Here is a 24,070-nt window from a genome sequence, read left to right on the forward strand (position 1 = left end):
TACGTTTCTAAAAACCAAAATTAGGGTGTTTTTAGGAAACTGACAACTTTAACGTTTGAATCCCGCATTTTGTGTATTAGACAACGGCCGCAACCGTCCGAAAACCGTTGCGGCCCCTTCTTTCTTTACCGGTTTAGCAAAACCTTTTTCACGGCTTTCCGGCTCCCCACCTGTGCGGAAACCACCACGGCCTGAACCACCGATTCCGGCACGTCGACGACCTCCTCGTGGTAATTTCCAGTCCCGGTCACCGCCTGTTGCCAGACAAGACGGCCCGACAGATCGGTCATCCGCAAGGTCGCCACCTGTTTTTCCGGAACAAACAGCCGGATGTGCAGCCGACCCGCCGATGGATTCGGATACACCAAAACCGCCAGTGATTCGTCAACGGTTTCGGCACTCAAACGCGCGGAGTTCGTGCAGGTCAGGTTTTTGGGGCCACCCGGCAGGAAATAATTCGTTCCCACTACCCGAACTTTGATCGATTGGTTTTGCCCATTCAAAAGGTTGTTGGGTGGTAAAAAATTAAAACCGTGTTCGCCGTTGCCCTTCTTTGCATTCTTCAGATCCTGCCGGAAATGAGTGGCCGTAATCGTACCGACGACGACATTATTGGCCAGAAACTCTACCGTAATCGGCGCATTGGGGTAATCCTTGTGAAAGACCCACCCCCAGATGTTGTCGCAACGAACCCCATCCAGATTCCCGCCGTAGTTGGTCCCCGGCGGATTGGTGGTCGCAACCGTCTGCGTCGGCGGTGGCGTCACCACTGGTGGATTGGGCGGGGGCGGATTGTCAACCGGCGGATTGGGCGGGGGAGTACCCGTACTGGCGCAGGTCAGGTTTTTGGGGCCACCCGGCAGGAAATAGCTGGTGCCTACCACCCGAGCCTTGATGGCCTGATTCTGTCCGGTTCTGAGGCTGGCAGGAGGTAGAAAATTGAAACCGTGCTCGCCGTTGCCCTTGTTCGCATTCTTGAGATCCTGCCGGAAATGAGTGGCCGTAATCGTACCGACAATGGCATTGTTAGCCAGAAACTCTACCGTAATCGGCGCATTGGGGTAGTCTTTGTTGTAGACCCACCCCCAGATGTTGTCACAACTAACGCCGTCCAGGCTCCCGCCGTAATTGGTTCCCGGCGGATTGGTAGCGACTGCGGTCTGGGTTGGTGGTGGCGTCACGACCGGCGGATCGGTCGGGGGCGGATTTTCAACCGGCGGGGTGGTTCCCGCAGAAGCCTCGATCGTTACTTTGTGGAAGGTGAAGGCGCGCATTCCACGGCTGTTTTTCAGGAAAGGTCCCCCAAACGGCGTTTTAGAATGATGGGGAAGGTAGGTGATGCCCGTTGCCGAAATCGGTTTGGTGAGCTTCAACGTGATCCGGTTTCCTTCCGCCGTTCCACTTTCAATCACCCGTTCCTGCTGAACGTTGGCGTAATCGAAATAAATAAAATCCCGGATGTCCTGCGTCACGCCGTTTACGACCGTGTCCTGCTTCCACACCATGTTTTGCCCGGCCTCAAACTCCAGGACGACCTCTTTCTTTTCGGCGGTTTTGTAATACGCTTTTCGAATGGACGGCGACGTTATGCCGTTGAGATCGGAGGAATTATACGCATCACGGGCAATCAGGCGAAAAACTTCGCTGGCAAACTGGTACTGGCCTGCCTGACCGTAGTGAACCCCGTCGTAGGCCGCTAGTCCCACCGTGGCAATGGCTTCCGTGCGTGGAAAGAGCTGGGGGGTTCTTCGCTGGAAATCCCGCAATTGGGAAGCTCCTTTGTTGGAATCGGGCAGCAGGTTATTCTGAACGACATAGAATTTCCCGACGTTCGGATAATCTGTTTGCCAGTAGCCAAACAAAGTCTGAATGTCCTGCTCGTAGCCAATGGCCGAACCGCCCCCCGCTTCGTTTTCGCCCTGCCGCCAGATGAACGCTTTCACCTTGTTGGCAACGCCCGCCTTTTGGGCCCAGTAGAGCAATCGTCCATATAAGGTTTTCGGGTCCGCCGGATTGGCCGCGTTGCGGCCGATGTGGCTTTTGATCGAGGTGCCACCCACCGACCCGTTGATCAGGCAGGTTGGCATGCCGTGTTTTTCCAGAATAAGCCGCTGGATTTCGGTCGCAATCAGCCCCACCTGGCCTTCCTGAATGTTGGATAACCGCCAGACGGTGTCGGGTACCGCCCCCGCACTATTTCCAAACGCCCGGACGAAATTGTTGCGGTAACTGTAGTTGTTGGGATAATAACCGGTGAGATTCGACTGACCCATGCACAGAATCACATCGCCACACACAATGTTGTCGCGGGTGTCGACCAACACGGAATCAGATCCCGCAACCGCATAGACCATGAATTTATACTGATTCAGGCCCGCTTCAATCGTCGGCGTAAGCTGGAACCGGGATTCACCGCCGTTTTTGGAAACCGCCGTCCGCAGGTATTTCCATTTGGCGTTGTTTTTATAAACCCAGACCGATGCGTGGGAGTAGCTGACCGATTGCAGTCGTCCGGCAATAGGAACCTCCGCTTTGTTCTGATTGTCACGGGGATACAGTTGCAAGGCTGCGGGCCACTTCTGCCATACGATACCGACCTGAGCAATTGAAAAATAAGGAAAAAAAACGAGTAATAACCAAGAATAGACAATAGAGTATTTTTTCATATACACACGTTACAAGTTACGCGTGTAAGATTCAGATTATCTATGTGTCATTCAACTAATTACACCTATAATGTCACTTAATTTATTATTCGGCAACATCATATATAAGCCTTCAAAGTCTGACAAATCCCTACGGATAGAGTAAGTACTTTTTACGCATTTCCTTGTACTGACTCAAACCCGGTTCCCAGGTTTTCCGGATGGCATCTTCCGACAATCCCATTTTAAGTTGCAGGGGCAACTGGTCGTTGCCATACAGCTTGTGGATGTAATTTGTTGCCAGGAAAAACTTGTCCTTATCGACAGCTTTTTTGTAGAAGTCAATCACGTATTTGAGCGTTAGCCCCTGCCGGGTCGCATCGATCCCCGACAAATCCATCCCGTAGCAAAGCTGGCCTTCCTGGGGCGGATTCATGGCCCCCGGTTTGTCGACCGGTGTAAACTGGTAGGTCCCGAACTTCGGATTTTTAGGGCCACCAATCACCTGAAACTGTTTGTCGGTTCCGCGCCCCACGCTGACCACCGTTCCTTCGAACAGGCAGAGCGTCGGATACAACAGAATGGCCTGCTGGTTCGGCAAGTTCGGCGAAGGGGCCACCGGCAGCGTGTATGGAAGCTGGTGCGTGTAGTTTTTTACGGGAACCACCGTCAGCGGACACAGCAGATCGACCGAGGCCGTATCCGGCCGTTTCAGCCACTTTTCGCCGTTGATCATCCGGGCCAGTTCGCCCACCGTCAGACCGTGGAGGATGGGAACGGGGTGCATACCCACAAACGACTGAAACCGGGGATCAAGAACCGGGCCGTCGACATAGCTACCATTCGGGTTCGGGCGGTCCAAAACGATGAACGATTTTTTGTTTTCGGCACAGGCTTCCATGGCGAAGTGCATGGTGCTGATGTAGGTGTAAAATCGGGTTCCGACGTCCTGAATATCGAAGAGAACCACATCCAGCGAGTCGAGTTGGGCGGGCGTCGGTTTGCGGTTGGAACCGTATAAGGAGATGATCGGTACGCCACTGCGCGGATCGCGGCCGTTGGCGACGTGTTCGCCGTCGGTCGCCTGTCCGCGAAAACCGTGTTCGGGTGCAAAAATGGTTTTAATGGTAACGCCTTTTGCCAACAGGCTGTCGACGAGGTGTGTTTTGCCAATGACGGAGGTATGGTTGACGATCAGCCCCACCCGTTTGCCGAGCAACGACGGCAGGTAGAGGTTCATTTGTTCGGCTCCGGTGCGGATGGGTTCTGCCGTTGCAACGGTGGCGGACTTCTTGCCGGATTGGGCCGTGCAGCCCACCGACGTTCCCAAAAAACCGGCAAAGCAGGCGATGAAGAGTAATTTAACGGATGAAGTCATGGTTCGTCTGATCATTTATACTGCAAATCTCTTACATTTATGTGGCATTTTATAGAAAACCGTCTCCAGGTTCGCCGTTTTTCGATGATTCTATCCTGTCAATCACTGAAATTCTTCTTTGGTTTCTCTTATGACCTATGCAAACACGCCTGCCATTCCTCTCCTTCTCTGCCTAAAGGCAAACCCATTAGTGGACTGTTACGAATTTTCGTTAATTCGTGTAGCCGTTTGAGCAACACGTATTGATCTTCTCCTGCATGAGCGGTTCACGAATTAATTTTAATTATTCCTTGCTAACTACTATGGTTTTTTGTTCATTTATCCGGTACATAGAGAATTCGTTCAAATAAATGGCTTTTGCTATTAGAATTTATAATTTATGTGGATAGCTGAGCAGTCGTATAGAACTGAAGAACAAGTAACAGACGTCTCGCAAAGCTAACGGGGATTAGACAGCAAAAAATCTCTAATTTACTTAGCTGTTCAAGAGTTATTTCGGATAAGATTTGGTCAATAATAACCCTTATTGACTACATAAAGATAAAATTCAAATCGGGTTTGGGCAGATTTATCTGGTCGTTCTGGATGGGTACCGGGTGCTGAAGTACATTTTCCCCCATGCTGATCCTAAAAAAGTAGTGCTGGTGTCCCAGAACAAAACCTACCCGGATTGGGAAGTTAATAAAGAAGATATTTTACACCTGTTCTTGGTGAAGGGATATTGGAATCAAACGGCTAATTAGTAAAAAACGAAATTCACATATTAGTCGCTTGCTGAATCCACCAAATATCGAACAAAATAAGTCCAATAAGGATAATATATCAATTTATATTTAAGAAGCGTGTATCAACGATATTCTATTGGTATTAAATGGCAAATCGAATTATTCAGATGACCTTAGATCAAGCATTAATTACCACAAAGCCAAGAGAGATTGATGGATCTAGAGTGGATGAGAGATACTATTACCAAAAAGATGTATCCCTATTTACTATGGTAGAACTTTATAATAAAATGGATGATTTCGTATGTTTATTTGATTTCCATGATGACCTTGTTATAATTAACTCTGAATCTAAACCTAGTGAAATATATTTTTATCAAATAAAAACAAAAAGCAAAGGTTACTGGACAGTTCCGTTACTTATAAAGTCAGAAAAAACACAATCATTTTTAAGCAAATTATATTCTAACAAAGTTACATTTAAAGACTTTAAAAGCTCTATAAATTTTATCAGCAACGCAAGATACAATTTTAAATTAAATTCGGGAGAATATTCAGAATCTAAATTTGAAATAAACGGCACTGACTTAAACAAAGTAGATATAGATAAAATAAATAATAACATAAAAAACGAATTAAATCTCGAATATAATCCAGAATTTGAAAATAGTACTAATTTTAAAGTTTCAAAATTAAGTTTAAATGATAGTAAGACTCATTGTAAAGGTGCATTATGTGAGCTACTAGAGGAATTAAATCCTGGAAACTTCCCTAATATCAACTTAACATATAACAAAATATTAAATGAAATAAGGGTAAAGACTGATACTGTTTTAAGTGACTATAGTATAAAAAATTTAAATGATGCCATAGAAAAAAAAGGGATTTCGAAACAGGTTTTCACTAGGCTTTTAATAGCGGCATGCCCTTATAAAAGCATAGATGAAGAATGGAGGCAACTTGAGGACAAACTTTTACATTGTAATATCGGCTATATAACTACAAGAAAAATAAAAGATAAATTTAGAGAAATAAGTATAATTTCAGTACATTCACCAAATGATATTCCACTTAGTAAAACGTTTGAATATATTAAGAATATAACAAGTATGACATCTAGCTCAACAAACCCTGAACTTAATGAATTAAATATTTATGAAACCGCAATTTATATTCAAAGTATCTGCAATGAAGATCTTCCTTATAAACATTTTGATCATGATTTCATAAAAGTACTCATCTTAAAATACTTAAATAATGAGTAATGGAGACTTTAGAAGGTTAATAAGAAATCTCAGGAACAATCGAAATAATGAAAAGCTTCTTCATATCGGAAATTCTATTACTTTCTCAAAAGGAGAAAAAAGCAAAAAAGGTATTATTCGACAGAAGAAGGACGATAATACTAGGCAAGAATAATACAGGAAAATCTTCATTGATTAAAAGTATTTACTGGGCCTTTGGAGCTGAACCAGTTCTTCATCCAAATTTTAAGGAAGCAAATGTAACAGTATTACTAAAGTTTGAAGTCAGTGGAAAAAAATACGAGATTTTTAGAGATGGAAAAACCTATACTCTGTTTGATAGTGAAAATCAAAACTTAATAAAAACTTTCAACTCGGTAACAAGAGAATTAGCGCCTTATTTTTCAAATGTATTTAATTTTAAGCCACTATTTCAAAGTAGAAATAATGATTTTGTAATCCCCCCTCCATCGTTTTTATTCCTTCCATTTTATATCGATCAAGATAATAGCTGGAATAAAAGTTGGTCATCATTTAATCAGCTACAGTATCTTAAAGATCCTCGACCCAGCCTAATTCTGTATCATTCAGGAACAAGGCCAAACGAATATTATCAAACCAAAAAAGAACTCGAAGTATTTCTAAGAAGAATAGATGAACTAGAAAAAGAACGAAAAATCACGAATAATATACTTTCACAAATGCAAAAAGATTTTGCACAAGTGGATTTCAATATTGATATTAATATTTTTAAGAATGAAGTAAAAGAGTTATTAGTTCAATGCGAACTCCTTAAAAAATCAGAAGAAAAATTAAAGTATACTTTAAGAGATTTATACTCAATTAAAGCTACTATAGAATCTCAAATCGAAATTGTAAAGCTTTCTTTAGTCGAGTCGAACTCAGATTTAGAATTCATTTCAAAAGAACTTTCATCTTATGTTGATTGTCCAACCTGTGGTGCACATTATGAAAATTCTTTTGCAGAGCGTTTTGATATTGCAAATGACTCAGAAAGATGTAAAGATTTACTAATCGAATTACTGAGAGATTTAAAAGAAGTAAATGATAAGATAGATAAAGAAAACTCTATTTTATTGAAAACTTTAGAAGAATCAAAAATTATTGAAAATATTTTAGAACAAAGGAAAGGTGAGCTTAAATTTAAAGATGTAATCGACAATTACGGAAAAAATGAACTGCGCTCTGTTTTCTCTAAAAGAATTGACGTATTAAACAAAGACTTGGTTGAAAATTCAATTAAGAAAAAGGAGTTATCTGATCAATTAAAAGGATTAGAAGATAAAGATAGAAAAAAAGAAATAGTTGAGTACTACCAATTAACCCTTAAAAAATTTTTAAGGTACCTTGATGTCCATTCTATCAAAGAAGAGTCGTATTCATCTTTGACAAATATAATAGAAAACACAGAAACTGGTAGTTCAAGACCCCGGGCATTGATAGCATATTACTTTGCTTTTTTTTATTTGATGGCAAAATACTCTACTACTACTTTTTGTCCAATAGTAATAGATTCTCCTAATCAACAAGATCAAGACATTGAGCATATTGATAAAATAATGAATTTCATTAGTGATAACCAACCTGAAAACTCCCAAATGATTTTAGGTGTAGCAGAGTTGTACAATATGGAATTTAACGGAAAAATCATAGAATTGAATGAAAAATATAGTTTACTACAAAAAGATGAATATGACTTTGTGAATCTTGAAATGAGACCTTATTTTGAAAAAACATGGTTAAAATTTATGTAAAAAAATTGTTTATGTATAAAAAACAATCGATGCTATCATCATAATTTAGAAAGGCATGTAGCAAATCGAACAGGAATTTCAATTCAGGAAACATGTCTATTAGTGTATTATATACTGTTACAACAAAAAATATTAATTTTACAAGAATCAATTCATACTAAAACTTTATTATTTTGGTGGAATCTAATGGACTATTTGAGACAATTAAAACGTTATTTTACCTATTATCTCGAATTAAACTATTGGTTGCTGCTTGTAAAGCAACTGAAGAAAATGAGTTGTATATCAATAATATTAAACTCAATGAAAACTACAACTATCTCCCATTCGGGAGAATAATTATTGGAACCGGAAGTGCACATATTATAATTATGCTTTGTGCTTTCTTAGATGAATATAGCAGTGAATTCGTACATACAAAGTACCCTCAATACAGTAAAAGGATTGACAAGGTCAGAAAGTCACTAAAACCTGTTATCAAAAGAATCAACTCTTGGTCAGGACTTAGAGATTACCGAAACCAAGTCCTTGCCCATAATTTAAGAATTAAAAATGGTGAGTCTTTATTCTTGATCGGGAAAGAACATAGTTATAAAGTACCAACAACTATTAATGAATTAACATTAATTTCAGAACTTCTTTCTATTATCTACTTATCTATAGGGATCACATTCCCTGAAATATTGTCGGTAGTATTTTCAACGGGAACTGTTAAAGAAAAGATTAAATTTGAGAAGTCAGAAGTAGCGATCGATGTTGAAAAAGAAATTCGAGAAATTAGAACTCAAGTAAACAAAATATTGAGATCATGTGATTCTTCTGATCCCAACTAACTTTTAGTATAAATTTGTATATGTAGTTATTTTTTCAGTACCTACCTAGTTTCGCATTCCTATTCAAGGTTCTAACTGCTTCACTTCTATTGTATCTTCCCATATCACCCCACTCCTTTCTCCTGAACCTCCAGTTGGGAAGTTAGGGTAACCCGTAAAGCCAAAATCCCAAACCCAATCAACCAACCGATCACCTCATACTCGATGGCAAGTTTGAAAGTATGGTCCTTTCTCAAAGATCCACTAAGTTTCTCTTAAAAAAGCGTATTTAAGGGATACTACTTATAAACTGGAACTCATCGAAGTCCTTAGTACCCTTTCCCTTCGATAGCCCCTTTCGTATCTTCAAGCCTTACCGTAGGATGGAAAATCGGTTTCTTTATGGATAAATAAGGATGAAGCCTGGGCTTCCATCCCTGCCCATTTACGGAAAATCGTCGTTGCTCGAAAAAAAGGAACGATCGGAAAGAGGGTAAAGCTCCCCTTTTCCTACCCTGATCTATTCCCCAACCTGCTTTACCCCCTTTACCCCATCCTCCCAGATCGACACCATCGCTTCCCCTTGAATCTCCCGGTCCACCTCGACGGCATACCGCTGGGTAGTCAGGATAAAACGTTGCTGAACCAGTTCTGTATTTTCCGAAATTGATTGGCTTCCCAACTCCCGGCGAACAAGCAAAATTCCTCAATAGGCTGATTAGGTAGTCCCGCTCGTATCCATTACATTTATTATTTTATAGAAAACCGTCTCCAGGTTCGCCGTTTTTCGGTTAATAGAGGAAACCAATTTGCCGAAACGGGCCCTGATCCTTAAAATCTTTTCGCTTGAACGTTCCGTTTTTTATTGCCCGGCGCATTCGTCATACGCCCACAACGAGTTTTTCAGCGACCGTTACCAAAGTTGGTATTGCCAGCATTGCCATCGGACTGGCCAGCATCATCGTGGCCTTTGCGGTTTTGTTTGGCTACAAGTACGGGATTCAGCAGAAGATTTTTGTGTTCGGCTCGCACATTACCGTCTCTAAATTCTCCCTGAACAATTCGTACGAAGAAACGCCCCTGCCGCTTCAGACGCCCCTCTACCAGCAGGCAAAAACCATCGACGGCATCCGCCACATTCAGGCCGTGGCCACGAAAGCCGGGATGCTGAAAACCGCCGACGAACTTTCGGGGGCGGTTTTGAAGGGCGTTGGCCGGGAATATGACTGGAGTTTGTTTCAGAGTTCGCTGGTGGCCGGCCAATTGCCCCGGTTTTTCAACGACAGCGCGCAGTGTAATCCGAATTATTCCTGCCAGATCCTGATCAGCAAGCGGATTTCGGAACGGCTTCAACTCGGCGTCGGCAAGGATGTGATCATGTATTTTATCGGAAACACCCTGCGGCCCCGCAAACTGCAGGTGTCAGGCATTTACGATACGGGCCTCGAAGAAGGCGATAATGTGATGATCGTCGGCGACTTGCGACTGATTCAGCAACTCAACAACTGGGGAGCCGATTCGGTGGGCGGGTATGAGATTTTCGTCAACGATTTCAAACACATCGATGAGACCTACCGTCGGGTTCGCGATGCAGCCTCGCCCGACATGCGCCCGATGCGCGTCACGGATACCTACAAACCGCTGTTCGACTGGATGATGCTGCTCGATCAGAATACCAGCATTTTTCTGGTTTTGATCCTCTTCGTAGCCGGGTTCAACATGGTCGCCATTCTGCTGGTGCTGATGATGGAACGCACGCCCATGATCGGTCTGTTGAAAGCCTTCGGCAGTCAGAATTCCCTGATCCGGCGGGTCTTTTTCTACGTGGGTCTGAATATGGTCATCAAAGGTCTGGTCATTGGCAACTTGCTGGGCATTGGCATCTGCGCCCTTCAGTATTATTTCGAACTGATCCCGCTCGACCCCAAAAACTACTACATGGACACGGTGCCAATTGCCTGGAATTTTTCGGTGATCGCTCTGGTGAACCTCGCCACGATCACCCTCATTGCCCTCGTGATGTGGCTTCCCACGCTGGTGGCCACGCGAATCCAACCGATCAAGGCGTTGGTTTTCAAAAAGTAAGTTATCGCTTTTGCCCCGTTCCCCTAAAGGGGACTTGGACGCGGAATCCTCTGGATGCTAAAAGTCCCCTTTAGGGGAACGGGGCAAAAGCAACTATTTCCCGATTATCATCTTTTTGGTTTGCAGCGTCGTCCCCTGGCGCAACCGAACAAAGAAAACACCCGGCGCACCGCTCAGTGATACCTTTTGCCGCTGGGGACCAACCCCCTCGACGGACTTGCGGTACCAGCCCCGGCCAGCGGCATCGACCACCGACAGTTCACCCGGTTTTCCGGCTTCCAGGGTATAGCGAATCTCAAAGTTACCGTCCGACGGATTCGGCCAGACCGTCAGCCAATCGCCCGATTCGGCTCCCGAATCCTCCACCACACTCAGGCGGCTCCCTACCGGGCAATTTAGCGATTTCGGCGACCAGCTTAATACGTAATTGCTGTTTTCAACTTTCGCACTGATCTGGAAACTACTACCCGTTTTCACACTGGAGGGAGTCGAAAAACTATACGCATGGGCGCCATTCCCCTTTCTCAAATCTTTCAAATCCTGCCGGAAGATGTTTGCATTCGTCGTACCGATGGAAACCCCATTGGCAAAAAACTCAACCATGAGGGATGTATTCGGTTTGTTACGATCCCAGACCCACCCCCGGATACTGCCGCATTCTACCTTGTCGAGATAACCCTCGAAATTACCCGTTACCGTTGCAGAAACCGGCACCGACGGACTCACGACCAGCAGCATGGAAGTCCGGGTGGTCAATTGGCCGTCGGTAGCCGCATACGTCAGGCTAAAACTACCACTCACCTGCGGGGTGCCGGTCAACTGACGGCTTTCTCCGGTAAAGTTCAGCCCGCCCGGCAAACCCGTCAGGCTATACGTTAGCGGATCGGCATCGGTGAAGGGTGGCAGGGTAGCTGAAAAAGCCGTATTCAGGGTGGCCGACATAGGAGCCGTCGCGGGAGCCTGCGGGGGCTGATTACCGGTTTCTGTCGGCGGAATTCCCGTGCCAGATCCCGGACACGTAAGATTTTTGGGGGAGCCTTTCAGGGCGTAATCCGAGTCTTTTACTTTCGCCCGTATGGCATACAATTGGCCGTCTTTCAGGAATTCAGGCGTTGTAAAACTGTACGCATGAGCCCCATCGCCTTTCCCGGCATCCTTCAAATCCTGCCGAAAAATATCCGCATTGACCGTACCGATGGAGACATTATTGGCAAAAAACTCAATCATCAGGGCCGTATTGGGCTTGTTGCGGTCCCAGACCCACCCCCGAATGCTGCCGCATTCCACCTTGTCGAGATAGCCTTCAAAATTTCCCGTCACCGTTGTCGATGGCGGTACGGAAACCGCCGGACTAACCGTCAGCGAAACAATCAAAAAACTACTGGCCGACTGGTTATCCGTCGCGGTATAGGTCAGGCTGAACAGGCCGCTTACCGTTGGTGTTCCCGTAATGACCCTTGTTCCGGGCGTGAATCCCAGGCCGTTGGGCAAGCCGTTCAGCGCATACGTCAGCGGGTCGGTGTCCGTAAAGGGTGCTAACGTGATGGTATAAGCCGCATTGACCGTGGCCGACAGCGGGGAAATTGCCGGGGGTTGCGGGTGCTGGTTGACCGGTTCCGGCACACTACCGGTCGTGCTGACCACGAGCGAAATCAAAACCGGCGTGGTGGCCGTGCCATCTGAAGCCGAATAGGTCAGATTGAACGTGCCGGGTGCCGTGGGCATACCGGTAATATCCCGTGAAATCGGATCGAACGACAAGCCCCCAGGCAACCCGCTCAGGCTGTAGTAGACCGCACCATAGTCGGCGTCGAAAAACATCGGCAAGGTCCACGAGAAACCCGTGTTGACCGTCGCCGACAAGGGGGCAATGGTGGGCGCAAGCGGGGCATAGTTGGTCAGTGGACAGGTGACGGTTTTAGGTCCCTGCTTGAGTGCGAACGTGCTGCCCTTGATCCGGGCCGACAATACGTGCGGTTTGTTGTCGTACAGACTTTTAGGCGGTTCAAACGCATAGGCGTGTAATCCGTTGCCTTTCCCGGCGGTTTTCAGTTCTGACCGGTAAATATCGGCGACGGTAAAGGCGATCACATTCTGCCCTTCCAGAATCTCCACCACCAACGGCGCATTGGGCTTTTTGCTATCCCAGGCCCAACCCGAAATGACCGTGCAACTGGCCGTGCTCAGATAGCCATCGTAGGCCGTTACGGGGTTGACCTTAACGGTAATGATGTTGGAAAAGGCACTCTCACATCCGGCGCTCTGCCGGCACCGGGCCTGATAGGTGGTCGTTGTGGCCGGGCTTACCGTTATCTGACTCCCGGTTTGCCCGGTGTTCCACAGCACCGTCTGGGCGCACCCGGCGGCTGTCAATACTGTACTCTGTCCGGCATTGATCGCTGTCGAACTGGCGCTTAGCGTCGGCACGGCAGGCGGACTGGGGCAGGCACCGATCAACAGCGGGTTACTGTATTTAAAAAGTCCGTCGATATTAAAAATTTTCAGGCGGTAATACGCCACGGCGGACGCATCCGGATGGGTGAACGCGTAGGCCTTTTCAACGACACTATTGCCCGATGCCGCCACCTCTCCCACCTTGCCAAACGTCAGCGCATCGGCACTGAATTCGACTTCAAACCGGCTGGCGTCTTTTTCGGAACTGGTCGTCCAGTTCAATGTTTTTTCCGCTCCGGAAATCTGTCCCGTAAAATTGAGCAGGGTAACATCCACGGCGGAAGGATCCTGATCCGGAAACTCGGCAAAATACTGGTCCAAAACCGTCAGCCGTTTGTCAACCCAGTTCAGAATGGCCGTATGTTCCGACAGGCGCAACGAAGCGGGCCACCGCAATTCTTCGCGTTTGTAGGCCCCTTCATGGGTCAGCAGGGTCGTATTGTCAGTCAGGTTCTTTTTGTAATTGGCATTGGTCAGGTCGCCCTGCCGCAAGGCCAGCCACCGTTTCTTCATGCGGCTTTTAAAACCGTTCGGATTCAGCGTTAACAGACGGTAATAAAAGCCGTTGAACCGCACGTTTTCGCCAACCGGGTCCACCGACCCGTAATAATTCCCCAGGGTTATATCAAAATCCCAGGGCAGAAAAATGTAGGGTTCGTTTTCTTTGTAGCGGGCAATAAATTGATTATTGCCAAAATTGTCGTCCGACGCCCCCACCGCATTTAAAAACAGGAAATTATCGATCAGATTATCCAGTTTAAATTTCCCGGCCACCTGGTTTTTAAACTCCGCATCGGTCGATTTATTGATAAATGTTGCAATGCCAAACAAACTATTCCAAAAAGGCGTTTTGGGATAATCCATCTCGTAGCCCGACCAGGTTGCCGAATTGTTGTCAAAGGGCGATAATGGGTTGTTATTGAAAACACTGGTAAACCAGGTCGCATCGGTTTTAGCCCCCGTTTTATAGAGTTCTCCCCGGATTTCGCCATTGTCGCGCGTCTTTTTCAGCTTAAGTTGCTTGCGGTCGAGATCTTCCGTGATGACATAGACACCGTTGTAGGAATTATTGATAAACACGTCGCAATACCGCGTCCTGATACCGGGAAGCGCACCGGCCTCCTGACCGGCATAATAGAGTTGATGCATTTTTAGCCAAATCGCCCACGAGGCCACGTTGTTGACGCGCAGGGGTTCGTTGTAGAGGGCCAGAAAAAGCCACTTGCTGTCTTCCCGCATGCCAAACAGCGACGTTTCAAGTTCTTCGTTGCCTGCGGGATCTTTCCACAATTCCAGGTTATAGGACTTTTTGGGATTCAGCCGCGAGGTGTTGCCTCTGACCCGAACGCCCATGCTGGACGAAAAGGGCGAATTCCCCGGATTGGCGATCGAAACCGTGCCTTTGGTGCGGTTATCATCTTCACTGATGGCCACTCCGTTGGTGTTGAAGGCAATGATGGGGAAGGTTGTAAAAAAGAGTTTGTAGCTCCCGGCAGTGCTGCCGAGCGTGTATTCTTTCCCAACCTGAAAGGCTTCTCCCGTTGCGGAATACGTGTAATTTTTGTCGAAAACCAGCGTCAGAGATTGTGGAGAAGACGGGATAACCGGTATCCGGTTACAAACAATTAATTTTAGACCGGTGTCAACTTTATAATCTTCCGACGCAATCGTGATGGGTTGGGCAGTGGCATTTAAAATGCACAGCAGCCAAAGGCAAAGTAAATAACCAGGCAATAGCCGATCAGGCGTATATGTGGGTTTCATGAAACAATAGTTTGGAGGTTTATTCTACAAATCCATTACATCTCACTTCTTCAAGCTAAATTTGCTTGCACACCCATTTGACACAGAAAAGCCGGTAGTTTTTTTACCGCGTCCCTGTTACGACTTAAGGATATTCAATGCCTATAATCCACTAACCTGTTGGCTAAAGCCTTTACAAACATAGAATATTTATAAGTATTTATTTGTATATACACATCTTTTTTTATCCATACTGGCTGGTAAAAAAGTAATTATTTAACGATTTTATACTATTATTTTAGTATATCCAAGCAAATGAAGGCACTATTTATCAAACGGATGCATAAATATTTTACATGTTTTACGATTAGTCTATACGTTAACTTGATAGTACAATTTAACTACGCCGGTTATCAGACAATAATTATCTAAAATACAGGCATTTTACACCCTAAAACATTCTTTTTGAAGTAATTTCCCGTTACAAAAATCAAATCCTGCATTATTTAAATACTAGTTATAATTACTCATTTCTTTCAACTCACAAAAGCACTTTGTGTGGTGAAGCCCGGCAAATTGACGGAAAACAAAAAAGGTTGTCCGGTAAAAGTGCGGGCTTTTACCGGACAACCTGATGAATGGCCGAAGCCTGAGCAATTAACCCAGGCTTCCGGTCTCAATACCGTTCAACTTCGAAGCGCGATACGCCCCCTTCGTAATGAATGTTTATTTTTTTCGCCGTACCGGCGTAACCCGGGGTCTGGTAGACGCCCCCGCCGATTTCGACAAAACCATCGAGCTTTTTAACGGTCAAAGCACCCTGTGTTTCGACCTGACAACCAGCGGTTTTCGGGATCTTCAAGGTCACCGATGTCACGCCCGACTCGATCCGGACGTCGGATTGGGGCGCGCGGTCCCCCAGCTTTATCTCAATGTCGGCGGCACCGGCTCCCAGTTTAACCGACTTCACGGCGTAGGCACTCAGGTCAAAGTTGGCCTGCCCGGCACCAATGCCAAAGTCGAACGTCCAGGTGGGTTTCGGATTTAGCCGCAAATCCACCAGATTGACCAGTTCGCCGGATTTCAGCTTGATTTCGTCGTCATCCAGTTTCAGTTCAATTTCCGCCGAGCGCGATTCGTCGCTGCGGTTGACCGACATGCTGTATTTGCTGACGCTCATCTTGGTATCGGCTTCGACCAGGCTATCGGACGGAGCGCCGATGTAAAACCGCCCTGCTCCGCTTTCAAACTTCAGCGAAGCCTGCTGAATGACAGAATCCATCGGTTCGGCAATGTGGCTGGTTTGCACCCGGGGTCGGCTTTCATCGCGATCATTATCATCCTCATCATTGCGATTATGATCGGAATCATCGTCGTCATCATCGTTGTTGTAGCGGTATTCGTAGTGGTCGTTATCCCAGCGGTTTCCGTGGAACATGCCTACGATGGCCAGCGGTACCGAAACCGCCAACAGAACGGTGGTTACCAGCGCAGCAGCCGAATTCGACTTCGCAAAGATCAGATTCAACCCGGCCAGAATTATCAGCACCGGCCAGAACCGCGAGAAGAAACTCCAGTCGATGTAGAACCAGCCGTAATTATGAGCCAGAAACACCACGCCGAGCGTGATCAGGGCGATGCCCCAGAATAATCCTGTTCGCTTCATGTTGGATCAGAGCGGTTGTTGTGGCGGATTGTTGGACGCATACGGATCGGCGTACGGATCGGATCCGCTGGTGTAGCGGTCGCTGGACGGCGGGCCGTCGTTGTGCGGGCCATTGTTCTTGTTCCGGTCCTTGACAATCAGCCAGGCCCCGATCCCGATCAGGATGAGCGGCCACATATCGCCGAAGTTGATATCAAACCAGCGATCGAGCAGAAACAGAAAGCCGATTCCGACCAGAATTGACCCTCCTACGAGGTTACCATTGCGTTCATTCGTATTCATAGTGGTGTACTGATTAGTTAAAGGTTCTGTTTTAAACGACGCATAATAGCCGGAAACCCGTTCCGGTAATACAATCCACAAGATAACATAAATTATCAGGGACGGGACGTGGGGCAGGAAAAAGCCAGCCACGAAGAGAACCCGGATCAAGGTCCGGTCGATGTTGAAATACTGGGCCAGTCCGGCGGCTACCCCGCCTAACATAGCTTCGTCGCGAAGACGTTCTAAGCGTTTAGTCATGAGCGTATTAGTTAAAATACGCTGTAAACGTATCGCGGTTTTCGGTAGCTTAAAAGGAAGAAAGGAAGAATGGACGCCGATTGGGATGAAAGTACGCCAGGACTGATAATAGGTAATACATACTACCGGGTTTAACCTAATAATTCAGTCGTCGGTTTCCAGGGCCTCCAGAATATCCATCAGTTCGCCAAACTCGCGCGAACCAGGGCGGTCTTCGTCGCCCCCCGTGAGCGCAATGCCCTGAATCGGCAGGTCGGTCAGCACGTTTTCGATCGAATCCGGGGCAAAACCGATGCCGAGCAAAACCGGGTACCGGGCCGCCAGCGGTTTAAGCGTCGCCTTCAACTCCTCATCCAGGTTTACAGCACCTTTACTTTCGAGGAGAAAGTAATCGACCTGATCGGATTGGACGGACGAAAAGAAGGTTTCCAGTTGATCGAGCGTCAGCAACGACAGATCGGTTTTCAGGATGATCCGGCAATCGAAGGTCGACAGATAGGGCAACAGGGCCGCTTCTTCAATCTGGAGGACGTCAGGCTGGTAGACTTCCAGCAACCGCTCAATTTCCACAACATCGATCGAAGCCGTCTCCCCAACGATGTGTACCCCGGCCACCCACGAACGAATTTCCTTGAACGTAGCCGGAGCCACGTACTGCTCCGCGTTTTCGTCCATGGAAAACCCCAGCAGATCGACGCCCATGCCAGCGCAGTACCGGGCGTCGCTTAAATTGGTTACATTACTGATTTTAACAACTGTTTTTAAAGCCATACGCGGGGATGCGGTTTCATCTGAAGCTGCAAAGGTAAATCCGGTTTCTGCATTGCCCACCCGTTCAGCGGTAAATATTGTTACCGAACCCCCACCTGCTCACACCATTCCAGCACCGGGCACGTTGGGCAATGCGGCAATGGGCCAGTGCAAATGTGCTTTCCAAACGGCATCAGCAGCCGGTTGATGTCGATCCATTGTTCAACGGGCACTTTTTCTTCGAGGGCTTTCAGGGTCTCCTCCGGCTGCCGGGTTCGGACCAAACCCCAGCGGTTGGTGACCCGGTGGACGTGAATATCGACACTGATGGCGGCCTGTCCGGTGGCCACGCCCAGCGTCAGATTGGCGCATTTCGGCCCAACGCCTTTGAACGAAATCAGGGTTTCAAAATCGGCGGGAATCTGTCCGTTAAACTCATCCACTGCCCGGCGGGCAATGCCCAGCATGGTGTACGCTTTCTGTTCGGGGTACTGCGTTCCGTATAAGAGCGTGGCGAGTTCAGCCGGGGCGAGTTTCAGAAGTTGGTCGGGCGTTCGGGCGACGGCAAACAGCCGCAAAGAAACCGGAATGGTGGTTTCGTCCAGCGTGCGGATGGAGATGATACACGCGATCAGTTGTTCAAACACCGAGTTAAACCCCCGCTCGAACAGATCGAATAGGGCGGCTTTCGGATACGGCCGGATGGCGTCCTCAATGCGATTGAGAACCAGTGACAAATCAAAGTTGGGCTTCACGTTGTCTTTAACTCAAAAAAAGCCGGGTGGTTTATGGTTTCCACCCAAAGTTCCCGGAGATTTGCAGCGGTTTTGCGGATAAACGATCCTGAACGTTCAGAACCGCCTTCAACGCTCTAGAAATACGACGATGCGCACTGTTGTTTTATTGGTTGTTTCCAATCTGTTCATGACCACCGCCTGGTACTGGCACCTGCGTTACAAAGGCGAGGCTTTGTGGAAAGTGATTCTCATTAGCTGGCTCATTGCGCTGGTGGAATATTGTTTTGCGGTGCCGGCCAACCGCATCGGCTCGTATCAATTCACGGCATTCGAACTCAAAACGATTCAGGAAGTCGTCAGTTTGCTGGTGTTCGTCGCCTTTGCGGTTTTGTATCTCAAGGAAGAAATCAAGTGGAATTACATCGTCGGCTTCGCGCTGATTGTGCTGGCGGTCTTTTTTGTGTTTAAGAAGTGGTAGGTTGCAGGAGAATGGGGCACAGCTAGTAGACTTTACGGCTCCACTCCTTTGTCCAGTTGATCAAGCTGTATTCTATAAAACCGATGACAACACGACGCGATTTTCTAAAAACAACCGGTAGCCTGGCCGCAGGGGCCTTGCTGTATTCCCCTTTTGCGGAAGCCGCTAAAGTTAAAAATGTAGGCATTCAATTGTATACCGTCCGGAAAGAAATGCTGGCCGACGCCGTAGGCACGCTGAAACAACTGGCAAAAATTGGCTACAAAGAACTGGAATCGGCCCGCAGCGACAAAGGGAATTACTACGGGTTGAAACCGAAAGAAATCAAAAAAATTGCCCACGACCTCGGCATGAACGTCCGCAGTGGACACGTTCACATCGACAAGGACTGGAAAAAATCGGTCGACATGGCCGCCGAAGCCGGACAAAGCTACCTGGTGTGTTCGTCGCTGCCATCGGAAGGACAAACCGTCGCCAATTACCAGCGTTGCGCCGACACGTTTTCCAAATCCGCCGAGGATTGCCAGAAAGCCGGTCTGGTGTTCGCCTACCACAACCACGATTACGAATTTGAAAAGAAAGGCGGCAAACCGCTCTACGACATTCTCGTTGAGAAAAGCGACCCCAATCTGGTCAAAATGGAAATGGACCTGGGTTGGGCCATCCTGACCGGCAACGACCCGCTGAAGTATTTTGCCAAGTATCCGGGCCGTTTTCCGCTCTGGCACCTCAAAGACATGGACAAGGTAAAAAAGGAAAGCACCGAGTTTGGCAAGGGGCAGATCGACATTGTGAAGATGTTGAAAAACAGCGACAAATCCGGGATGAAGTACTTCTTTGTCGAACAGGAAGAATACCCCAAAACCGCCATGGAAAGCGCCAAATATGACTTTGATTATCTGGCGAAGCTGACGTATTGATTTGGCGGGCGGGGGAATAGAGCGTGCAGAAAAAGTACATCATATATTTTGCTTTTGCACTTTTCGCCCCTAAATCCCCTGAAGGGGACTTGGACGCGGCCCCTCCGGATGCTAAAAGTCCCCTTTAGGGGATTTAGGGGCGAAAAGCGGAAGCACTTAACAGCCCTGCCCTAAAGGGGACTTGGACGCGGCCCCTCCGGATGCTAAAAGTCCCCTTTAGGGGATTTAGGGGCGAAAAGCGGAAGTACTTAACAGCCCTGCCCTAAAGGGGACTTGGACGCGGCCCCTCCGGATGCTAAAAGTCCCCTTTAGGGGATTTAGGGGAGAAAAGCGGAAGTACTTAACAGCCCTGCCCTAAAGGGGACTTGGACGCGGCCCCTCCGGATGCTAAAAGTCCCCTTTAGGGGATTTAGGGGCGGAAAGCGGAAGCACTTAACAGCCCTGCCCTGAAGGGGACTTGGACGCGGCCCCTCCGGATGCTAAAAGTCCCCTTTAGGGGATTTAGGGGCGAAAAGCGGAAGCACTTAACAGCCCTGCCCTGAAGGGGACTTGGACGCGGCCCCTCCGGATGCTAAAAGTCCCCTTTAGGGGATTTAGGGGCGGAAAGCGTTTTACAAACTTTTTTTTATTTGAAAAGAGGCTGACCGGCTATTCAGAGATAGTCGATCATCCTCTTTTCGATTTTTAACCAGATCCCGCATTCATTACACCTTAAGTACCCTCTTTCGCTCCCAACGAAAATCTGTTGTTCCCAAAGCTATATCATCGTAAACAAATTATAATTTTACCAATATTTTATATAACAAAACATAAAAATATTTCTCAGTAAATGCTTGGATAGATGTGGCTTGATGTCTTATAATTGCTTGCACATACCACAAACCATCTACGATGATCAACTTTTTACGAAGCAAGCTGCTGGCCCGATTCGCGGTTTTTATTGTTGCCTTGATGACTCTATTCGGGGTTACAGCCTTAAAGAAAGGAGAACCCATTGACAAAGAACGAGACAAGACTCCTCGTTCCGAGAAGATCCTACCTCCGTTACGACCCCACCAAACACCCCGGTTACAAAACCGGATGTTCGATAATGACCCTATCCGTTTTAGCATGAAGTCCAGTCGAACCGAAATCGCACTGGGGCAACCCATTGAGCTGACCATTACGGCTCAGTATCTCAATCTCTCGCCAGCACTGCTCTACACCCTTGCGGGTTCCGGCGGTTTCCGGCTGAAACTACTCCTGCCCGAAGGCTTCATCCGCACCGGTGGCGACTATGCGGATTTAGTGAGCACCGAGCTTTCCCCCTCGAACGCATTCGTCCGGTATACCGTAACCGGCTACTTCACCCAGGTCGGAGCCGAAAACACGTTCCGACTCTTACGCAGCCACTCGAATGCCGACCAGACCAGTCTTTTCGTTGAAAAAGCCCGCGTTTCCCTAACGCTCATCAACTCGGCCGAACCCGTGCGCAACCGACAGGCACGGGCAAGTGCCGGCAATCCGGCCAACGGGAATTACGAAGGCCACTTTGACGGTGCCAACTGCGACAATTTCTGGGGTTGGGTCTATGATCGGAACAATCCAAACACGCCAATAACCGTCGAAGTGGTGGCCAACGGTCAGGTTGTGGGCAGTTTTACCGCTTCAGAGTACCGGCAGGATTTACAGAATGCAGGCAAGGGCAACGGACAGCACAGCTTCAACTTTGCTCCTCCGGCTTCGATCAAAAACAATCAGAATCAGTCGATCAGCCTACGGGTGCAGGGAAGTTCCTTTACACTCGAGCAGGGTCCCCGAACCATTCAATGTGCGGGGAGTGGAAATACGGGTGGAACCGGTACAACGCCCACCAATCCTTCTCCGAGTACACCTCCACCAGCCAACAATCCTTCAAACGGGAATTATGAAGGCCATTTTGACGGTGCTAACTGCGACAATCTTTGGGGTTGGGTCTATGACCGCAACAATCCAAATACGCCAATTACGGTCGAAGTGGTGGCCAACGGTCAGGTTGTGGGCAGTTTTTCAGCCGCCAATTTCCGGCAGGATTTGGTAAATGCGGGAAAAGGGAATGGACAACATGGCTTCAACTTTGCACCACCGGCTTCGATCAAAAACGGACAGAATCAGTCGATCAGTTTGCGCGTACAAGGTAGTTCCTTTACGCTGGAGCAGGGACCCCGAACGATTCAATGTGCAGGGAGTGGCAGTCCCGGAGGAACAACCACCCCACCGACTAATCCGGGTCCCACAACGCCCCCACCGTCCACCAATCCGTCGGGGGGCAATTACGAAGGCAATTTTGAGGGGGCCGACTGCGGTAACCTGGGGGGTTGGGTCTACGACCGCAACAACCCGAATGCCCCAATAACCGTCGAAGTGGTGGCAAATGGACAGGTTGTGTCTACTTTTTCGGCTGCAAATTTTCGTCAGGATTTGTTGAATGCTGGCAAAGGGAATGGGCAACATGGTTTTAACTTTGCTCCTCCGGCTTCGATTAAAAACGGACAGAATCAGTCGATCAGTTTGCGCGTACAGGGCAGTAGCTATACGTTGAATAATGGCCCTAAAACGATTCAATGTGCGGGAAGTGGGAATGATCCACAAGAAACAGCACATATCGATGCTGTTGTTCTTGAAGGTCTGGTAGATGGGGTAGGAGGTACGGATAAAACCGGTGGGATTTACGTCTGGGACTTCGAAACATTAGGTGAAGACCCTATAATTATCCCGGGACATTCAAACTTACCTGAAGTAGTTATATACGGTGTACGTCCAAGCGTTCTTCCAGGTACTGAGGGGCCAGGGCGAGGAGGTCCATCTCTGCAAAGTAATCCATACGTTAGTCAAGCGTACGAGGACAAGAAGAAGGAGTTGGAGAAGATAGTGAAGCCTGGGAAACTACATAAAAAAGCAAATCAATGTGAGGTTTTCAAAAAAATGTGGGAAGATTCATTTAAGGATGGCGTAGCTCACCATGAAAATGCTGCCTTGATAACGAATAAAGGGATTCTTTGGTTACCCAATTTTAATAATTCACAAACACAATCTCGGTTAGACTACTATCAATATCGGAGAGAACCAAATAACACTGTATCGGTAAAATTTTATAATGAGTGGATAAATGTGTTAGGTGTCATTCACACTCACCCAAATGGTTATTCAAGAGGTCCCAGTATTTCAAAAGATCCAAATGGACAAGATGATTATGTTTTAGTAAAAGCCTGGAATGTACCTAACTTCGTTTTAAATCCTCAAGGTGAGCTTTGGATGGGAATCTTTGATAACGATGGTAAAAAAGCACAACTTCTGATTAATAATAATTTCAAAAATTGTGGTTATAATATTTACGACTGGTCCGGTAAATTATAATCGTTATGCCTATGAAATACTTATTAATATTAATACTAGTTCTTCTGCATTTCAAAGCAGCTGGTCAGTCGGTGAAATTTACTAATCAGAATTCGAGAAAAGTAGTATTTAACCAGCCCTATATGATCGAAGAAATCAAAGAGTTCTTCAAAGCCACTGGAAAAGGAGTCATTCGATGTAACATTCGAAACGAAAATGGAAATTTGATTTACATACTCAGCAATGTAGGATACTTAAGCGAATTAAAGAAATCACCGGTATCCATGTATAGTATAATTGAGGGAAATGTCATCTTAATTTCGAGTGGTATCGAACCCATTATCCAAACCAACAGCTTCTTTTTCAATATAGTTAGACCACTTGTAAAACACAAGATTGTAGACGACCTGTTACCGAATGGTGATCCAAATCCTAATGCAGCACCCTTAGTAGGATTTGAGCCCATTTACAAAACCATTTTTTTAAAAAATGGAAAGATTGAAAAAGTAGAGAATAGCTATAAATAACTGGTTGAACGCACAATAGATTTTCTTTAGCTAACCAGCTAAAGAAAATCTATTGTGCGTTCAACCAGACAATTAAATGCGTTCAATCTGATACCGAATGGAATAATTTAATACCAATTTTATGTATCTATATCGGAAGAAATATACCTTATCCATCACCTGCTTATGAAAATACAAATACCATTTTACATACTTGTTTTTGTACTTCTGTTAGCAAGTTGTGGAACTCAGGAAAAGCAGAATCCCACTCAAACA

The 24,070-nt window shown here is 46.8% G+C and carries 17 protein-coding genes; 9 read left to right on the top strand and 8 right to left on the bottom strand.

Translation table 11 applies throughout. The annotated features are described in order from the left end of the window. Positions 1-125 precede the first annotated feature (125 nt). On the bottom strand, positions 126-2,666 hold the full coding sequence (locus DUE52_RS15540) for a sialate O-acetylesterase (RefSeq protein WP_114406951.1): 2,541 nt from the start codon (positions 2,664-2,666) through the stop codon (positions 126-128). A 130-nt stretch (positions 2,667-2,796) separates the two neighbouring features. Next, complete coding sequence (locus tag DUE52_RS15545; RefSeq protein ID WP_114406952.1) at positions 2,797-4,023, bottom strand: exo-beta-N-acetylmuramidase NamZ family protein; 1,227 nt, start codon at positions 4,021-4,023, stop codon at positions 2,797-2,799. Positions 4,024-4,589: 566 nt separating this feature from the next. Here DUE52_RS15545 and DUE52_RS33085 point away from each other — a divergent pair. The 4 genes from DUE52_RS33085 to DUE52_RS15560 all read left to right on the top strand — a co-directional run bounded on the left by DUE52_RS33085 (position 4,590) and on the right by DUE52_RS15560 (position 8,600). Next, entirely contained in the window at positions 4,590-4,766 is a 177-nt protein-coding gene (locus tag DUE52_RS33085) for a hypothetical protein (protein ID WP_374755904.1), read from the top strand. Between the two features lie 149 nt (positions 4,767-4,915). Beyond that, positions 4,916-6,013 carry a dsDNA nuclease domain-containing protein gene (locus tag DUE52_RS15550; protein WP_165840949.1) on the top strand — a complete coding sequence of 366 codons (1,098 nt, stop codon included), beginning with the start codon at positions 4,916-4,918 and terminating at the stop codon, positions 6,011-6,013. Positions 6,014-6,060: 47 nt separating this feature from the next. Beyond that, positions 6,061-7,767, top strand: coding sequence for an AAA family ATPase (locus DUE52_RS15555; protein ID WP_114406954.1), 1,707 nt, complete (start codon positions 6,061-6,063; stop codon positions 7,765-7,767). Positions 7,768-7,943: 176 nt separating this feature from the next. Further along, on the top strand, positions 7,944-8,600 hold the full coding sequence (locus tag DUE52_RS15560) for a hypothetical protein (RefSeq protein ID WP_133299850.1): 657 nt from the start codon (positions 7,944-7,946) through the stop codon (positions 8,598-8,600). Positions 8,601-9,099: 499 nt separating this feature from the next. On the opposite strand, the gene DUE52_RS15565 is transcribed toward DUE52_RS15560, so the two are convergent. Then, complete coding sequence (locus DUE52_RS15565) at positions 9,100-9,279, bottom strand: hypothetical protein (protein WP_114406956.1); 180 nt, start codon at positions 9,277-9,279, stop codon at positions 9,100-9,102. A 146-nt stretch (positions 9,280-9,425) separates the two neighbouring features. On the opposite strand from DUE52_RS15565, the gene DUE52_RS15570 reads away from it, so the two are divergent. Beyond that, on the top strand, positions 9,426-10,664 hold the full coding sequence (locus tag DUE52_RS15570) for an ABC transporter permease (RefSeq protein WP_114406957.1): 1,239 nt from the start codon (positions 9,426-9,428) through the stop codon (positions 10,662-10,664). Between the two features lie 93 nt (positions 10,665-10,757). Here the strand turns inward: DUE52_RS15570 and DUE52_RS15575 are convergent, their stop codons facing one another. The 5 genes from DUE52_RS15575 to DUE52_RS15595 form a co-directional block, all read right to left on the bottom strand. Continuing rightward, entirely contained in the window at positions 10,758-14,882 is a 4,125-nt protein-coding gene (locus DUE52_RS15575) for a CotH kinase family protein (RefSeq protein WP_114406958.1), read from the bottom strand. A 655-nt stretch (positions 14,883-15,537) separates the two neighbouring features. Further along, positions 15,538-16,527, bottom strand: a complete 990-nt coding sequence (locus DUE52_RS15580; RefSeq protein ID WP_114406959.1) for a toast rack family protein — start codon at positions 16,525-16,527, stop codon at positions 15,538-15,540. Positions 16,528-16,533: 6 nt separating this feature from the next. Next, positions 16,534-17,049, bottom strand: a complete 516-nt coding sequence (locus tag DUE52_RS15585; protein ID WP_114406960.1) for a PspC domain-containing protein — start codon at positions 17,047-17,049, stop codon at positions 16,534-16,536. 144 nt (positions 17,050-17,193) lie between these two features. Continuing rightward, entirely contained in the window at positions 17,194-17,820 is a 627-nt protein-coding gene (gene trpF / locus DUE52_RS15590) for a phosphoribosylanthranilate isomerase (protein WP_114406961.1), read from the bottom strand. Between the two features lie 80 nt (positions 17,821-17,900). Beyond that, the gene (locus tag DUE52_RS15595; RefSeq protein ID WP_114406962.1) at positions 17,901-18,554 is read right to left on the bottom strand and encodes an endonuclease III domain-containing protein; all 654 of its coding nucleotides are present in this window, start codon (positions 18,552-18,554) and stop codon (positions 17,901-17,903) included. Positions 18,555-18,684: 130 nt separating this feature from the next. On the opposite strand from DUE52_RS15595, the gene DUE52_RS15600 reads away from it, so the two are divergent. The 4 genes from DUE52_RS15600 (at position 18,685) to DUE52_RS15615 (ending at position 23,815) form a co-directional block, all read left to right on the top strand. Next, complete coding sequence (locus tag DUE52_RS15600; protein WP_114406963.1) at positions 18,685-19,014, top strand: DMT family protein; 330 nt, start codon at positions 18,685-18,687, stop codon at positions 19,012-19,014. 83 nt (positions 19,015-19,097) lie between these two features. Further along, positions 19,098-19,934, top strand: coding sequence for a TIM barrel protein (locus DUE52_RS15605; protein ID WP_114406964.1), 837 nt, complete (start codon positions 19,098-19,100; stop codon positions 19,932-19,934). A gap of 891 nt (positions 19,935-20,825) precedes the next feature. Next, entirely contained in the window at positions 20,826-23,309 is a 2,484-nt protein-coding gene (locus DUE52_RS15610; protein WP_114406965.1) for a hypothetical protein, read from the top strand. 11 nt (positions 23,310-23,320) lie between these two features. Further along, positions 23,321-23,815: a hypothetical protein gene (locus DUE52_RS15615; protein WP_133299851.1), complete on the top strand. Its 495-nt coding sequence runs from the start codon at positions 23,321-23,323 to the stop codon at positions 23,813-23,815. Positions 23,816-24,070 lie beyond the last annotated feature (255 nt).

Source organism: Larkinella punicea (assembly GCF_003334855.1).
GTDB classification, from domain to species: Bacteria; Bacteroidota; Bacteroidia; order Cytophagales; family Spirosomataceae; genus Larkinella; species Larkinella punicea.

Coding starts and splice junctions, on each gene's coding strand:
- DUE52_RS15540 (WP_114406951.1), bottom strand. CDS start 2,666: ATGAAAAAATACTCTATTGTCTATTCTTGGTTATTACTCGTTTTTTTT.
- DUE52_RS15545 (WP_114406952.1), bottom strand. CDS start 4,023: ATGACTTCATCCGTTAAATTACTCTTCATCGCCTGCTTTGCCGGTTTT.
- DUE52_RS15550 (WP_165840949.1), top strand. CDS start 4,916: ATGACCTTAGATCAAGCATTAATTACCACAAAGCCAAGAGAGATTGAT.
- DUE52_RS15555 (WP_114406954.1), top strand. CDS start 6,061: ATGAAAAGCTTCTTCATATCGGAAATTCTATTACTTTCTCAAAAGGAG.
- DUE52_RS15575 (WP_114406958.1), bottom strand. CDS start 14,882: ATGAAACCCACATATACGCCTGATCGGCTATTGCCTGGTTATTTACTT.
- DUE52_RS15580 (WP_114406959.1), bottom strand. CDS start 16,527: ATGAAGCGAACAGGATTATTCTGGGGCATCGCCCTGATCACGCTCGGC.
- DUE52_RS15585 (WP_114406960.1), bottom strand. CDS start 17,049: ATGACTAAACGCTTAGAACGTCTTCGCGACGAAGCTATGTTAGGCGGG.
- trpF (WP_114406961.1), bottom strand. CDS start 17,820: ATGGCTTTAAAAACAGTTGTTAAAATCAGTAATGTAACCAATTTAAGC.
- DUE52_RS15600 (WP_114406963.1), top strand. CDS start 18,685: ATGCGCACTGTTGTTTTATTGGTTGTTTCCAATCTGTTCATGACCACC.
- DUE52_RS15605 (WP_114406964.1), top strand. CDS start 19,098: ATGACAACACGACGCGATTTTCTAAAAACAACCGGTAGCCTGGCCGCA.
- DUE52_RS15610 (WP_114406965.1), top strand. CDS start 20,826: ATGATCAACTTTTTACGAAGCAAGCTGCTGGCCCGATTCGCGGTTTTT.
- DUE52_RS15615 (WP_133299851.1), top strand. CDS start 23,321: ATGAAATACTTATTAATATTAATACTAGTTCTTCTGCATTTCAAAGCA.